This is a genomic window from Novosphingobium sp. MMS21-SN21R, from assembly GCF_031846015.1.
GTDB lineage: Bacteria > Pseudomonadota > Alphaproteobacteria > Sphingomonadales > Sphingomonadaceae > Novosphingobium.
In genome coordinates this window covers 2,605,595-2,619,170 of sequence record NZ_JAVRDU010000001.1, presented here as the reverse complement: position 1 = coordinate 2,619,170, position 13,576 = coordinate 2,605,595, and the positions used below count along the sequence as shown (strand labels likewise).

The 13,576-nt window shown below is 63.6% G+C and carries 14 protein-coding genes; 7 read left to right on the top strand and 7 right to left on the bottom strand.

All coding sequences use genetic code 11. The features are described from left to right. Nucleotides 1-70 precede the first annotated feature (70 nt). The 5 genes from RM192_RS12535 (at nt 71) to RM192_RS12515 (ending at nt 4,020) form a co-directional block, all read left to right on the top strand. Nucleotides 71-943, top strand: a complete 873-nt coding sequence (locus RM192_RS12535) for a crotonase/enoyl-CoA hydratase family protein (RefSeq protein WP_311507894.1) — start codon at nt 71-73, stop codon at nt 941-943. Continuing rightward, nucleotides 940-1,578: a TetR family transcriptional regulator gene (locus RM192_RS12530; protein ID WP_311507893.1), complete on the top strand. Its 639-nt coding sequence runs from the start codon at nt 940-942 to the stop codon at nt 1,576-1,578. The genes RM192_RS12535 and RM192_RS12530 overlap by 4 nt, the downstream gene beginning before the upstream one ends. Further along, a complete protein-coding gene (gene mtnP, locus RM192_RS12525; protein ID WP_311507892.1) occupies nt 1,568-2,452 on the top strand; it encodes an S-methyl-5'-thioadenosine phosphorylase in 885 nt (294 codons plus the stop codon). Before RM192_RS12530 ends, mtnP begins: the two co-directional genes overlap by 11 nt. A gap of 105 nt (nt 2,453-2,557) precedes the next feature. Next, complete coding sequence (locus RM192_RS12520) at nt 2,558-3,016, top strand: MarR family winged helix-turn-helix transcriptional regulator (RefSeq protein WP_311507891.1); 459 nt, start codon at nt 2,558-2,560, stop codon at nt 3,014-3,016. After that, on the top strand, nt 3,013-4,020 hold the full coding sequence (locus RM192_RS12515; protein ID WP_311507890.1) for a fumarylacetoacetate hydrolase family protein: 1,008 nt from the start codon (nt 3,013-3,015) through the stop codon (nt 4,018-4,020). The genes RM192_RS12520 and RM192_RS12515 overlap by 4 nt, the downstream gene beginning before the upstream one ends. A gap of 105 nt (nt 4,021-4,125) precedes the next feature. Here the strand turns inward: RM192_RS12515 and RM192_RS12510 are convergent, their stop codons facing one another. The 7 genes from RM192_RS12510 to RM192_RS12480 all read right to left on the bottom strand — a co-directional run bounded on the left by RM192_RS12510 (nt 4,126) and on the right by RM192_RS12480 (nt 11,356). Next, the gene (locus RM192_RS12510; RefSeq protein WP_311507889.1) at nt 4,126-5,130 is read right to left on the bottom strand and encodes a type II secretion system F family protein; all 1,005 of its coding nucleotides are present in this window, start codon (nt 5,128-5,130) and stop codon (nt 4,126-4,128) included. A gap of 19 nt (nt 5,131-5,149) precedes the next feature. Further along, complete coding sequence (locus RM192_RS12505; RefSeq protein ID WP_311507888.1) at nt 5,150-6,115, bottom strand: type II secretion system F family protein; 966 nt, start codon at nt 6,113-6,115, stop codon at nt 5,150-5,152. A gap of 54 nt (nt 6,116-6,169) precedes the next feature. After that, on the bottom strand, nt 6,170-7,444 hold the full coding sequence (locus RM192_RS12500) for a pilus assembly protein CpaE (RefSeq protein ID WP_311507886.1): 1,275 nt from the start codon (nt 7,442-7,444) through the stop codon (nt 6,170-6,172). Between the two features lie 4 nt (nt 7,445-7,448). Beyond that, entirely contained in the window at nt 7,449-8,117 is a 669-nt protein-coding gene (locus tag RM192_RS12495; RefSeq protein ID WP_311507885.1) for a CpaD family pilus assembly protein, read from the bottom strand. A 14-nt stretch (nt 8,118-8,131) separates the two neighbouring features. Continuing rightward, nucleotides 8,132-9,769: a type II and III secretion system protein family protein gene (locus RM192_RS12490; RefSeq protein ID WP_311507884.1), complete on the bottom strand. Its 1,638-nt coding sequence runs from the start codon at nt 9,767-9,769 to the stop codon at nt 8,132-8,134. Continuing rightward, on the bottom strand, nt 9,769-10,794 hold the full coding sequence (gene cpaB / locus RM192_RS12485; RefSeq protein ID WP_311507883.1) for a Flp pilus assembly protein CpaB: 1,026 nt from the start codon (nt 10,792-10,794) through the stop codon (nt 9,769-9,771). The genes RM192_RS12490 and cpaB overlap by 1 nt, the downstream gene beginning before the upstream one ends. 73 nt (nt 10,795-10,867) lie before the next feature. Continuing rightward, nucleotides 10,868-11,356: a prepilin peptidase gene (locus tag RM192_RS12480; RefSeq protein WP_311507882.1), complete on the bottom strand. Its 489-nt coding sequence runs from the start codon at nt 11,354-11,356 to the stop codon at nt 10,868-10,870. 81 nt (nt 11,357-11,437) lie between these two features. On the opposite strand from RM192_RS12480, the gene RM192_RS12475 reads away from it, so the two are divergent. Together RM192_RS12475 and RM192_RS12470 are read left to right on the top strand one after the other, a co-directional pair. Further along, nucleotides 11,438-12,430: an alpha/beta hydrolase gene (locus RM192_RS12475; protein ID WP_311507881.1), complete on the top strand. Its 993-nt coding sequence runs from the start codon at nt 11,438-11,440 to the stop codon at nt 12,428-12,430. Continuing rightward, nucleotides 12,427-13,536: an FAD-dependent oxidoreductase gene (locus RM192_RS12470; protein WP_311507880.1), complete on the top strand. Its 1,110-nt coding sequence runs from the start codon at nt 12,427-12,429 to the stop codon at nt 13,534-13,536. The genes RM192_RS12475 and RM192_RS12470 overlap by 4 nt, the downstream gene beginning before the upstream one ends. Nucleotides 13,537-13,576 lie beyond the last annotated feature (40 nt).

Genomic DNA, 13,576 nt, shown 5'->3' with positions numbered 1-13,576 from the left:
CGCTGATCTGAATGAGGCGGAAGCGGGAAGGGCGTGGACCCTTCCCCCCGCGATCCACAGGAGAGATGCGTTGGGCGGCTATACGCAGATCAGGCTCGAAATCGCAGACGGGATTGCCACGCTCACGCTGCACCGCCCGGAAAAGATGAACGCCTATACGCCGACGATGATGGCCGAGATGATCGATGCGTTCGATCGCACCGATGCCGACGACACTGTGCGTGCGGTGATCGTGACGGGAGCGGGCGAGCGCGCGTTCTGTGCAGGAGCGGACCTTACGCCCGATGATGGGCGGCATGTCTTTTCCAGCGGCGACGCGGTTGAAGATCTGTCCGACCCGCGCGTGCGTGACAGCGGCGGCAAACTTACCTTGCGGATCTTTCATTCAAAGAAGCCAGTGATCGGCGCGATCAACGGCGCGGCGGTGGGCATTGGCGCGACCATGCAATTGCCGATGGATATGCGCCTCGCGTCGACGACCGCGCGGTTCGGGTTCGTGTTCGCGCGGCGCGGCATCGTGCCCGAGGCCGCATCAAGCTGGTTCCTGCCCCGCCTTGTCGGCATGTCCCAGGCGCTGGAATGGTGCATGACGGGGCGGGTTTTCGATGCGGACGAAGCGCTGCGCGGCGGGTTGGTCCGGTCACTGCATGAACCTGCCGATCTGATGCCTGCTGCCGTGGCCCTGGCGCGCGAAATTGCCGACAACACCAGCGCAGTTTCGGTGGCGATGACGCGCGCGATGCTGTGGCACAATCCAGGCCTTTCGCACCCGATGATGGCCCACCGGGTTGACAGCCGAGCCATCTATACGCTTTCGCGCAGTGACGATGCGGCCGAGGGGGTCGCCAGTTTTCTCGAAAAACGTGCCCCCCGCTACCCGGGGCGCGTTTCTTCGGATATGCCGTCGTTTTATCCGTGGTGGGATGAGCCGGACTGGGAATGAGCGCAGCAATGGACAAGACCGAAAGCCTCGAAACGCCGGGCGCACGCGAATTGCTGTTGCAGACCGCGTCGAACATCATGCGCGAGGGCGATGTGGTCGACATTTCGCTTTCGGAACTGAGCTTGCGGTCCGGGCTCAATTCGGCGCTGGTGAAATACTATTTCGGCAACAAGGCGGGGCTGCTCAAGGCCTTGCTCGATCGCGACATGGACACGATCGTCAAGTCGGTCGATGCGCTGGTGGCCAAGGACCAGATGTCGCCCGAGGCGAAGCTGCGCAAACACATCTCCAAGTGCATCGACACTTATTACGCCTATCCCTACCTCAATCGGTTGCTGATGCGACTGGTGCGTGACAGCGATGAGGCCGAAGCGAAGCGTATTGCCGACCAGTATCTTCTGCCGCTCCACCGGGCCTACAAACATTTGATCGGCGAGGGCGTCGAAGCCGGCGTTTTCCGGCCGATCGATCCGCAGTTGTTCTACTTCACCCTGACAGGCGCCGCCGACCGGTTCTTCTCGGCGCGGCTGGTGCTGAGGCACTGTTTCGATCAGGACACCCTGACCGAGGAACTGCGCGACAGCTACCGCGAGCATACGCTCGATTTCGTGATGGCGGGCATTCTTGCGCGCTGACGAGCGCGCGCCGCGCTGGCGCATCGGCGTGATCGGCGGGTCGGGACTATATGACTTCGCCGGGTTGGAGGATGCGCAGGAAATCGCGGTTTCCTCACCCTTCGGCGAGCCGTCAGGGCCTGTTACGATAGGGCGGATCGGGCAGATCGATTTCGTGTTCCTGCCGCGCCACGGCAAGGGACATCGCCTTCCGCCGCACGAGATCAACGCCCGCGCCAACATCGACGTCCTCAAGCGCTGCGGTGTGACCGACGTGCTGGCGATTTCCGCCATCGGCTCGCTGCGCGAGGACCTTGCGCCAGGCAGTTTTGTTGCAGTGGACCAGTTCATCGACCGCACCCACGGCAGGGTGGACACGTTCTTCGGTGATGGACTGGTGGCGCATGTCTCGATGGCCGATCCGGTCTGCGCGCGGCTTGCCGCGCTCGCGGCAAATGCTGCGGAAGCGGCAGGCGCTGTGGTCCACCGGGGCGGGTGTTATCTGGCCATGCAGGGGCCGCAGTTCTCCACGCGCGCCGAGAGCCGGATGTACCGGGGGTGGGGCGCCGATGTGATCGGAATGACCGCGCTGCCTGAGGCGCGTCTCGCCCGTGAGGCCGAACTGCCTTATGCCTTGCTCGGCATGGTCACCGACTATGATTCATGGCGTGAGGGCGAGCATGTCGAGGTGGCGGACGTGTTGCGAGTCATGGCCGCGAATACTGCGCTGGCGCGCGAAACGATTGCGCGCCTTGCAGAAATTCTGCCGATCGAGCGCGTGCCCAGTCCGATAGATCATGCACTGGACGGGGCGATAATGACTGCGCGTTCGCAGCGAGATCAAGTGCTTGCGGCCAAACTGGGCGCAATCGCATCACGGGCATTGCGCGATTAAAATTTCCTGTAGCGGTATTTTGCGAAACGAAGTATCGGGGGGGGCGAGCTTGGTGACATATTATTTCTTCTTGCGCACCACGCTAGTTTCATGTGATACGAAATCATGCCTGGAACATCGACCCGTCTCGCAGACTTCATGCCCTACCGGATGGCCATCACCTCGAACGCGGTGAGCGGACTTATATCGGGTGAATACCGCAGCGAATTCGGCCTCAAGATCCCCGAATGGCGGATCATGGCCGTGCTTGGAGATGCTTGTTCACTGACGCAGCGCGACCTTGTGCGTGCAACGCTGATGGACAAGGTCGCGGTCAATCGCGCGTGCAAGGTGCTGGAGGAACGCGGGCTCGTGCAACGCAGCCCGAATGAACTCGACGGGCGCTCGCACCATCTCGAGCTGACTGTTGCGGGCCGTGAATTGCACGGCAAGATCTGGCCGCAGGCAGTTGAAATATACGAGAAGATTTTTTCGGCGATTACCCCGCGCGAACAGCTCAAGCTGCGCGCCATACTCGACAAGCTGCTCAAAGCCGCGCGCACAATCGAAGGGGACGAGAAGTGAAGCTGGCCTCGCTGCCGCAAGGGCGGGATGGCAGGTTGATCGTCGTGTCCGACGATCTGGCCTGGTATGCCGATGCCGATCACATCGTGCCGACGCTGCAAGGGCTGCTCGATGAGTGGGACCGTTACTTCCCGCTGGTCGAAGCGCTTTCGATCGAGCTTGCGCATGAAGCGATCCCGCGCAAGCGCTTCCACGAACGCGAGGCCTGCGCACCTTTGCCTCGTGCCTACCAGTGGGTGGATGGCAGCGCTTACGTCAATCATGTCGAACTTGTGCGCAAGGCGCGCGGTGCGGAGCTTCCCGACAGCTTCTGGACCGATCCGCTGATGTATCAGGGCGGCAGCGACGACTTGCGCGGCGGACGCGAGCCGCTGGTCCTCGCTGACGAAGCGTGGGGCTGCGATTTCGAGGCCGAGATCGTGGTGGTGACCGGGGACGTGCCGCAGGGAGCGACCGCCGAGCAGGCGCTAAGGCACATCCGCCTCGTCGGTCTGGTCAACGACGTTTCGCTTCGCAATCTCATTCCGTCTGAACTCGGCAAGGGCTTCGGGTTCGTCCAGTCAAAGCCCGCCAGTCACTTGTCGCCAGTCTTCGTCACGCCCGGTGCACTTGGTGATGCGTGGCAGGGCGGCAAGCTGGCGCGCACGCTTTGCGTGGACCTCAATGGCAAGCCGTTCGGCCGGATCGAGGCGGGCGAGGAATGCACGTTCGACTTCGGCGTGCTGATCGCGCATCTGGCCAAGACGCGAAAGCTTGGTGCAGGCTCCATCGTGGGGTCAGGCACGGTTTCCAATCGCGGTGCCGATGGTTCGCCGGGGAAACCCGTTGCCGATGGTGGCCGCGGCTATGCCTGCATCGCCGAACAGCGCATGGTCGAAGCGATTGCAGCAGGCGAGGCGGCAACGCCGTTCCTCAAGTGGGGCGATAGCCTGCGCATCGAAATGCGCGACGCCAAGGGCAAAAGCATCTTTGGCGCAATCGAACAGAGCGTCGTCAAAGGCTGAATTGCCGCGGGTGAAACAGAAAAGGTCCGGCGGGCGCGATTGCCTGCCGGACCTTTTCTTTTGCGCCTTTGCCGCGCCGGACCTGCCAGCGCGGCGACGTCCAAATCAGGTTTTCTTGTTGATCAGGGTGTCGCTGATCGAGCACGCTGCCGGGCCGAGAATGACGACGAACAGCACCGGAAGAATGAACAGGATCAGCGGGATGGTCATGATCGCGGGCAGACGCGCGGCCTTTTCCTCGGCGCGCATCATGCGCTCGTTGCGGAATTCGGCCGAGAGCACGCGCAGCGCCGATGCGAGCGGCGTACCGTAGCGTTCGGTCTGGATCATCGTGGTGACCACGCCCTTCACCGAATCGAGATCGACGCGGTAGGCAAGGTTTTCGAACGCTTGGCGGCGCTCGGTGAGGAACGACAGTTCGATGGCAGTCAGTGAAAATTCGTCGCCGAGTTCGGGGTAGGCCCGGCCCAGTTCACGGGCGACGCGGTTGAAGGCAGCGTCGACGGTGAGACCGGCTTCGGCGCAGATCACCAGCAGGTCGAGCGCGTCAGGCAGGCCCTTGCGGATGGCAACCGTGCGCTTGCCGATCAGGTTCTGGACGAAGATGTCCGGACCCTTGTAGCCAGCGATCAGGCACACCGCAAAACCGAGCAGCCGCTTGAACTGGGACATTTCGGCAAACATCGAGGACCAGTAGAAGACCACCGCGCCGAGCAGACCAAGCACGATCGGACCGACGAGACGCCCGAGAATGACCGCAACGGCCCACTCCTTCTTGCGGATGCCTGCTTGGGCCAGCTTCTGCTGGACGACGGACACCTGGCTGTCCTGAAGGACCTTCAGCGATTCGAGGAAACCACGGATCTGGTCGGTTGTCTGGTTGCGGCGAACGATGCTGGTGCGCTTGCGGGCACTGGCGGTGACGATACCGGCTTTGAGCTGCTCACGCCGCTCGTTGAGCGCCTTCACGCGCTTGGTCATGGGATCGCGCACGGTGATGGCGGCGTAGATTGCCAGCATCACGGCCATTGCGGCGACAGCCACAAGGATCGAACCGATCAGGTAGACGTCAAAACCGAGGAGCGTCGGTCCGGGCGGGGTATTGAGCATGATCGCCTGTCCTTTTCGCTCAGATTTCGAAGCTGACCATCTTGGCCATGATGAACGAGCCGATGCCGAGCCACGTCAGGCCGCCGAGGCCCGCGATGATCAGACGGTCGTCTACGAAGAACTTGCCAAGATACTCGGGATTGATCGTGTAGATCAGCGCGAAGACGATGAACGGCAACGAGCCGACGATATAGGCCGAGGCCTTGGATTCCGAGCTCATCGCCTTGATCTTGAGCTTCATCTGGGCGCGTTTGCGCAAGACGTCGGACAGGTTGGACAGGGTTTCTGCCAAGTTGCCGCCGGTTTCGCGCTGGATCGCAAGGGTGATGCAGAAGAAGTTGAATTCGGGAAGGTTCAGGCGGTCTGCCGTGTCCTGCAGCGCTTCTTCCATGGTCCGGCCAACCTTGATGCGGTCCGTCACCATCTTGAATTCCTGCCCGACCGGGCCAGGCAATTCTGAGGCAACGACGCCGAGAGTCTCGGTTACCGGCAGGCCCGAGCGGAGGCCGCGAACGAGCAGGTCGAGAGCATCGGGAAGGCGCGTGACAAAACCGTTGATCCGCTTGTTGATGGCCCGGCCAACCAGAAAGTGCGGCACGCCGCCGCCGATCAGCACACCGGCACCCAGAGCCAGAGCCGCCGCGCCGGTCTTGATGTAGACCACTATAAGCACGGCCAGGGCAATGCCGCCGCTGACGTAGAGGTATTGCGACATCGTCCAGCCCTTGCCCGTGCGGTGCAGGCGCAATGCCAGCGCCTCAAGCCTCGACCCGGACCCTGCGATCTTGTGGGTGCGCGGTTTGCGCGAGGCCAGCGTCTTGCGATACTGGGCCTCGACCTTGTCGACCGCGCTTTCCGAATGGCGGAAACGCACCGACTGCAGGCGCCTGCCCGATTCCTTGGATGCCGACGGACCTGACAGGGCGGCATAACCGAGCACCATGGCGAGCATCAGGCCCACGGCCATTACCAGAAGCTGGATCATCTATCGCCTTCCTGTCACGTCACCGGTTGCCCTGTTGGTTCAAACTGGGGCTGTTCAAGCCGCAGCATTAGCCTTGGGCTTGGCCGCAAGCATTTTCTTGAGATCGAACTTGCCCAGCAGCGAAGCCTTGCGCACATCGCTGCTGTTGTCAGCAGTTGCGGTTCCATCCTCACCCACCGAACCGATGATCCCGTGAGCGATGTCGCGCAGAATGCCGCCGGCCTTCGACGCGCGATTGGCGGCGACGAAAGTCTGGCCGAGCTTGGCCGAGTTCGAGGCGCCCTTCACGTCGTAAGGGATCATGAAGTTGATCTTGCGTTCTATCGAGGCTTCGAAATCGGCCTTGCTGATCTCGTTCGCGCCAGCCTGAACCTTGTTGGCCACGATGACCGGCCGCGCATGGCTGGCGTTAGTCTTGAGCCACGAGAGCAGGCGGATTGCATCGCGCGCACCGGCCAGTGTCAGCTCCGTGGCGACAATCACCACGTTCACGTCGCTGAGCAGGTGCGGGAAGTTGATCAGCATGTTGCGCGGCATGTCGATCACGGTCATCTCGAATGCCTGACGGAACTCTTCCTCGAGCTGCACGAATGCACTGCCGTCGGTCATCAGCGGGGAGCTGATCGGCGCTTCTGCCGAAAGGATCGCCAGATTGTCGTTCGCGCGGATCATGGCGCGTTCAATGAACAGACCGTCGATGCGGCTGGGATTGTCGATCGCGTCGGTCAGGCCCCGGCCCGGCTCGAGATCGAGGGTGAGTGCGCCCGTGCCGAAGTGGACGTCGAGATCGAGCAACGCGGTCGGCAGCTTGTGATCGGTGCTGAACAGCCATGCCAGCGAGGTCGCCAGCGTGGAGGCGCCGACGCCGCCGCGCGTGCCCACGATCGCGGTCGAGATGTGGCGCTTTGCCGTCATCGGATCGTGGCTCTTGGGCGCGGTGAAGATCGTCTGCGCCTGAACCAGCGCGTCGCGGATCTGACCGGCGTTGAGCGGCTTGAGCAGATAGTCCTGAATGCCCGAGGCGACGAGATCGCGATAGAGGCGCACGTCGTTGACCTGGCCCACCGCGATGACGACGGTGCCCGGCTCGCAGACTTCGGCCAATGCGTTGATGTCGTTGAGCGGATCGCCGCTTTCCGACAGATCGACCATCAGGATGTTCGGGCTGGCGGTGATCGACAGCGACTGGATCGCGTTGCGGAGGCCGCCGCGATGGCACTTCTCCGGCGCCCAGCCCATGTCGACGACGACCGGGCGGAGCATGTCGAGCGCAGTCTCGTCGCACATGAAGGCGGCAAAAGCGTCGCGGTTCGCGTGTTTCATGCTCATGACCTTAGTTCCCTCCGCCGCCGCTGCCGCTGCTGGATGTGTTGACGCTCTTGAGCCCGCCTTCGCCGGTGGGCTTGGCATTGCGGTAGCTGTCGATGGCCTTGGTGCCCGACATCACGACCGTTTCGCCCGAGCCGGTGGCGCCCTGGACAAGGTGCTCCTTGTCGGCGACCATCGCGGCCAGGTTACTGTTGATCGCGCAGCCGAAGTTCGACGTGGTGCGGTTGGACATCGAGAAGTCCGACTTGGTCGACCAGTCCGGGCAGCCCGGAACCGAGGCGACCGCGCGCGTCACGATGATGCGGGTGGCACCAGAGGCGACGTAGCCCGCGGTGATCGGCGCATTGCCATCGACCATCAGGCTCCAGCGCGAGGCGACGGCTTCGACCGATGCCAGCGTGGCCTTGGACTGCATCGGATCGTCGACCGAGATCTTGTCGCCATATTTCAGGCCGAGGCTTTCGAACCATCCGGCCAGACGGCGCTGCTCGGGGATCGAAAGGCCGCCGCCGGGCAGCGTATCGACATCGAGCACGTAGCGGTTGCGTTCGACCACCGGCTGGTGAACCGAATTGAGCATGCGGTTTTCAGGCGTGGCCGAGCAGGCCGACAGCGCAATGGAAGCGGCGAGGATCAATGCACTGGTCGTGCTGCGTGTGAGGTTGCGGTGCATGGTTTGTCCCTTTCTCACTGAATGCTGAAGCCGGGCTCGGCGCTGGCGACCTTCTTGTCGCTGCGACGGTCGCGCGGCTGGGCAGAGCCTGCGGGGGCATCGAGTGCTCCCACCTTGGGTCCGGCCTGAACGGTGCCTTCCTTTTCGGTCGGCTTGGGACGGTCACCCCCGGTCACCCCGTCATGCTCCATGTTGCCAAGCAGGCGCTGGATGTCATTGGGGCTCTGGAAGCCATCGGTCGGCAGTTTGATGTCTGCAGCGTTGACCGGATTGACCAGGTATGGCGTGACGATGATGACCAGTTCGGTTTCGCCCTTCTTGTAGCTGGTCGAGCGGAACAGCGAGCCGAGGATCGGGATGTCGCCCGCGCCCGGCATCTTGGTCAGCGCGTTCTGCGCGCTGTTGCTGAGCAGTCCTGCGATCATGAACGACTGGCCGGAGCCGAGTTCGACAGTCGTCTCGGCGCGGCGCACGGTCAGCGCCGGGATTTCGATGCTGTCGAGCTTGAGCGCGCCGGTGCTGGAAAGCTCCGACACTTCCGGGCGAACGCGGATCGAGATGCGGCCATTGGCCAACACCGTCGGCGTGTAAGCGAGGCTGACACCGTACTTCTTGTACTCGATCGACGTGGTGCCGAGGCCCTGCGAAACCGGGATCGGATATTCGCCGCCCGCGAGGAACTCGGCAGTTTCGCCGGAAATCGCGGTGAGGTTCGGTTCCGACAGCGTGGTCACCAGGCCGATGGTTTCACCAGCATCGAGCGCGCCGAGCAGGTCGAGGCCAAGCAGCCTGCCCATGCCGGCGATTGTGGTGCCGGATGCTGCGGCTGACACAGCGGTGCCAGCGGTAGCAACAAGGTTCTGCGTTGCCCCGGTCGGGTCCTGAATATAGCCTTGGACCGATCCGGTACCCACACCGACCCCGAAGGGAAGGTTGGGATTGGTGTTGAAGCTTGAAGCGGCCGAGCGACCCTGGCCGATACCGAACTTGATGCCGCCCGAGCCGTCGATCGTCGTAATGTTGGCACCAATGGTGCGAACCAGCGAGCGGCTGACTTCGGCAAACTTCACGTGCAGGCTGACCTGCAGCGGCGTTGCCATCTTGAGGCGGCTGATCACGTTGGTCTTGTCGCCGACGAAGGCCTTGACCAGACGTTCGGCCTCGGCCGCGTCTTCAGGCGCGCCGACCGTGCCGGTTAGCAGCACCGTGTTGTTCATCGTCGAGACGTTGACGCGGGCATCGGGCATGGCGAGATGCAGCATCTGGTCGATCGAGTCGAGGTTATTGCCAACCCGGACATTTGCCGACCACACCACATCGCCGCGCGCGTTGCTGGCGTAGATGGTGGTTTCCCCACCGGCCTTGCCGAACACGTAGAGCTGGTTGGCCGACTTCACCTGAACATCGGCGACCTTGTCGTCGGCGACGAACACGTCAGCCATCTTTCCGGGCACGGTGACCAGTTCACCGCGGCCGATCGAGAGCGTGAAGCTGCGGGCCGGGCTGGTCACGCTCTGGGCGTGGAGCACGCCGGTGACGGGGACCAGGGTCATCGGCACGGCGATCATCGCGGCCGAAATGAGCGAGGTGGAGAGACGGCGTTTCATGGTGCTGCCCTTCGCAAGCGGGGTCTGGCGCGTTTCCGTGGTCATCACTTTGCTCCCACCGATACGGCTTCGGTGTCCTTGCCGCGCGTCACCCGGACAATCGGGCCGCGTGGGACCGGTGTGCCGTTCATGGTCAGTTGCGGTGCCGGCGCAGGAGCGCCCATCGAAGGAGAGCCACCGGCAGGTGCGGCAACCGGCATCGTCCGGCGCTGGAAGCGCGAGACGTCGCCGCCGGTCACGAAGCTGGCGTTGGCCGATTCGATCGGGCGGTTCATTGCCTGCTTTAGCAAGGCTTCTTCTTGGCTCTTGCTCACACCGGCCGGGATCTTGACGTCGCCTGCGGCAATCGCCTGTTCCAGTTCGGCCGAGTTGTCGGCGAGCGAGCGCAGCGAGAGGCTGATCGTGCCGATGGTCTGGGCCACGGCGATCTTCTCGGCGATCTTCGGCGTCACTTCGAGCGTGACGGTGCTGAATGTGCGGACGCGGGTCTTGCCTTCGACCATTTCCTGATCGGTCGACTGGTCGGTGGCGAGAACGCGCAGGTTCTTCATGATGGTTTCGGAGGCCTTGAGCGCCATGCCATCGTTGTTCCCTTTGACCGTCTGGGTCAGGACGAGGTCGATGTGGTCGCCCGGGAAGACGAAGCCGGCAACGCCGGTGCGGGCAGAGACCGGGATGGTCACAGCGCGCATGCCTGGCCCAAGAGCGGCGGCGAGGAAACCGCGATCGCCCGGAGCCACGAGGTTGCCCTTGGTCAGCGGCTCACCGGCGGTGACCGGATTGCGCACGACGGTGCCGAGCAGCTTCTGCATGTCGGCTTCGCCTTCGACGAAGTAGACATCCTGAACCATGTCCTTGGGCCATGCCTGGAAGTTCAGGGAGTCAGCCGTGATGATCGTGCCGACCGGCAGTGCGCGTTGCGCCACCAGCACCTTCGGGCCCATCGGCATCTTGGCTGCCGCTTCGGCCTGAGGCGTCGATGCGCCAGCGAAAAGGCTCCTTGCCGCGAAGGCCGTGCCGATCGCAACGATCAGCGCCCCCACCAGCAACATCAGCTTCCTCTTGTCCATGGCTACTTGTCCCGCCCTCTAAAGTCCGGCCCGCATGTCTCGGGCAAATTGGTTAAAATTTGTCGTAGTGCGTTCATGCACCTGTGACGGAGCGCCAACCGGCCTCCAGAACAGGGGCCAGAGTGATCAGTCCGGATGCGGCAATCGCCACGCCGTAAGGGATCTTTGCATCGCGCCTGCGGGTCACGGTGTAGTGCCACGTAGCGAAGATGATGGTGAGGACGCCGCCAAGCAGCGACATGATCACGATCAGCTTGAGAAAGGTCATCGGAGGCAGCCACAAGGCCAGCGCGCTGAGCAGCTTGACGTCGCCGCCACCCATAAGTTTCAGCGCGAACAGCCCGGCGAGTGCAACGAAGGTCACAAGCGCGACGCCGACTTGCGAGGCGATGTCCGGCCAGAGTGACAGGCCTGCCGCCCACCAATAGACCGGGGCGCCGAGCGCGATGGCGGCGTTCAGCCAGTTGTCGATCTGGCGGCGGCGGATATCGGTGAAGGCAGCAACCAGCAGTGCGATTGCCAAGGCCCCGACCAGTCCGTAAACGATGATGTTCCCCTGCATGTCCTGGGGCATACGGGACAATCACTTACCAAACGGTAACCAAACCTTGGCGCGGAACTGCGTCATCGGAGACGACGCGGCATGGAATTCGGAGCGGGAAAGGCGATTGACCGGCGTTCGATTCCCGAGGCGGCACATGAGACGAAATGGGCTGCGCCGGACGGCCATCTGATCCGCCGGATCGACTGGCCGGGGATTGCGGAGGCGGGCGGTGAGGCGCTGCCTCGCGGCTCGATCCTGTTTCTGCCGGGGCGCGGAGACTTCTATGAGAAGTATCTGGAATCGCTTGACTATTGGCACTGCGACGGGTGGCGGGTAACTGCGCTCGATTGGCGCGGGCAGGCGGGGTCCGGCAGGCTTTCGGCCGATCCCGATACGGGACATGTGAGCGACTATTCGGTGTGGCTGGACGACCTTGCCGCCTTCTGGGAGCAGTGGGTTCAGGATACGCCCGGGCCGCATGTTATCATCGGCCATTCGATGGGCGGTCACCTCGTCCTGCGTAGTGTCGCGGAAAAACGAATTAACCCTGTTGCGGTGGTGCTGAGCGCGCCGATGCTCGGATTCCTCACGCCGGGGCCGAATCGGACTCTGCACAAGGTTGCCGAGGCGATGTGCCGATTCGGGAATCCCGAACGGCAGGCGTGGAAGACCAGCGAGAAGCCCGGCGCAACCATCGCCGCACGCAGCAAGCTGCTGACGCATGACGAGGCGCGGTACGAGGACGAGGCACACTGGAAGGCTGTGCGGCCGTACCTCGGCATGGGCCCCGGAAGCTGGCGCTGGGTCGAGCGGGGCTATGCCTCGATGCTCAAGCTGGACACGCCGGGGCTGCTTGAGGCGGTCGATGTGCCGGTGCTGCTGCTGGCGGCGCGCTATGACGGACTGGTTTCGTGGAAGGCTATCGACCGGGCGGCACGCCGTTTGCCGCGCGCGCAACTGGTCACATGGGGCCGCGAGGCGCGGCATGAACTGTTGCGCGAAGTCGATCCGGTGCGCGACAAGGCGATGCAGCTGATCGACGACTTTCTTGACCGCATGGCGCCCGCGCCAGACTCGGACGTGCCTGCGTGAGCCAGCTTGCCGAAGATTTTGACGTTGCCATCATCGGAGCAGGGATTGCCGGGGCGAGCCTTGCCGCCGAATGTGCGCCCCATGCGCGCGTGCTGCTGGTCGAGGCCGAGGATACGCCCGGTTATCATACCACGGGGCGTTCGGCGGCGTTCTGGGAGGAGACGTACGGTGGTCCGGGCGTGCTCCCGCTGACCATGGCCTCCGGGCGGTTCCTGCGCGAGGGTGGCTACCTTAGCCCGCGCGGGGCGCTGAACATCGGCAGGGCAGGGGACAGAGAAAAGGTCGAGGCGTTCGTCGAGAAGTTCACCGCATTGGGCGCGACGATACGCTTGCAGGATCGCGCCGCGCTGGAACGGCGCGTGCCCGGCTTGCGCCCGGACTGGGTGGTGGGCGCGTGGGAGCCGGAATGCGCGGATATCGACGTGGCCGGGCTGCACCAGCATTACCTTGCGGCGTCGAAGCGAACCGGCACCGTACTGCGGGTCCGCGCTCGGGTCGAGCAGATCGAACGCGACGGCGGCGGCTGGCGCATCGCGTGGAATGGCGGCGAGGCGCGGTGCGCGGTGCTGGCCAATGCTGCAGGCGCCTGGGCGGATGACGTTGCGGTGCAGGCGGGGGCGAGGGCGCTGGGCATCCGGCCCTTGCGGCGCACGATCGTCCAGTTGCGGACCGATCCGGTGCCCGATGAAACCCTGCCGCTGACGCTGGGGATCAACGAGGACTTCTATTTCAAGCCGCAGGGCGGGCGGTTGTGGCTTTCGCCGCATGACGAGATCCCCGATGTTGCAGGCGATGCCGCGCCCGAGGAACTGGACGTCGCCATCGCCATCGACCGCTTCGAGCACGTCGTCGACTGGAAGATCAAGGCGATGGAACGGCGCTGGGCGGGCTTGCGCTCTTTCGCGCCTGACAGGCTGCCGGTTTACGGCTTCGACGCGCAAGTGGACGGGTTGTTCTGGTTCGCCGGGCAAGGCGGCTTCGGCATCCAGACCGCGCCTGCGGCGGCAAGGCTCGCCGCACAATTGCTGCTGGGCCTTCCGCGCGACGGGCTGACCGACGGGATCGACGCCGCCGTCTATGCGCCGGGGCGTTTCACAGCCGAATAGGACTGGATTGGCGCTTTTCCTCGCGGCTTTGCGTGATAGG

Bases quoted from the DNA above. Each gene is read 5' to 3' on its own strand.
- RM192_RS12530 (WP_311507893.1), top strand. From the start codon at position 940: ATGAGCGCAGCAATGGACAAGACCGAAAGCCTCGAAACGCCGGGCGCA.
- RM192_RS12520 (WP_311507891.1), top strand. From the start codon at position 2,558: ATGCCTGGAACATCGACCCGTCTCGCAGACTTCATGCCCTACCGGATG.
- RM192_RS12510 (WP_311507889.1), bottom strand. From the start codon at position 5,130: ATGCTCAATACCCCGCCCGGACCGACGCTCCTCGGTTTTGACGTCTAC.
- RM192_RS12505 (WP_311507888.1), bottom strand. From the start codon at position 6,115: ATGATCCAGCTTCTGGTAATGGCCGTGGGCCTGATGCTCGCCATGGTG.
- RM192_RS12500 (WP_311507886.1), bottom strand. From the start codon at position 7,444: ATGAGCATGAAACACGCGAACCGCGACGCTTTTGCCGCCTTCATGTGC.
- RM192_RS12495 (WP_311507885.1), bottom strand. From the start codon at position 8,117: ATGCACCGCAACCTCACACGCAGCACGACCAGTGCATTGATCCTCGCC.
- RM192_RS12490 (WP_311507884.1), bottom strand. From the start codon at position 9,769: ATGACCACGGAAACGCGCCAGACCCCGCTTGCGAAGGGCAGCACCATG.
- cpaB (WP_311507883.1), bottom strand. From the start codon at position 10,794: ATGGACAAGAGGAAGCTGATGTTGCTGGTGGGGGCGCTGATCGTTGCG.
- RM192_RS12480 (WP_311507882.1), bottom strand. From the start codon at position 11,356: ATGCAGGGGAACATCATCGTTTACGGACTGGTCGGGGCCTTGGCAATC.
- RM192_RS12475 (WP_311507881.1), top strand. From the start codon at position 11,438: ATGGAATTCGGAGCGGGAAAGGCGATTGACCGGCGTTCGATTCCCGAG.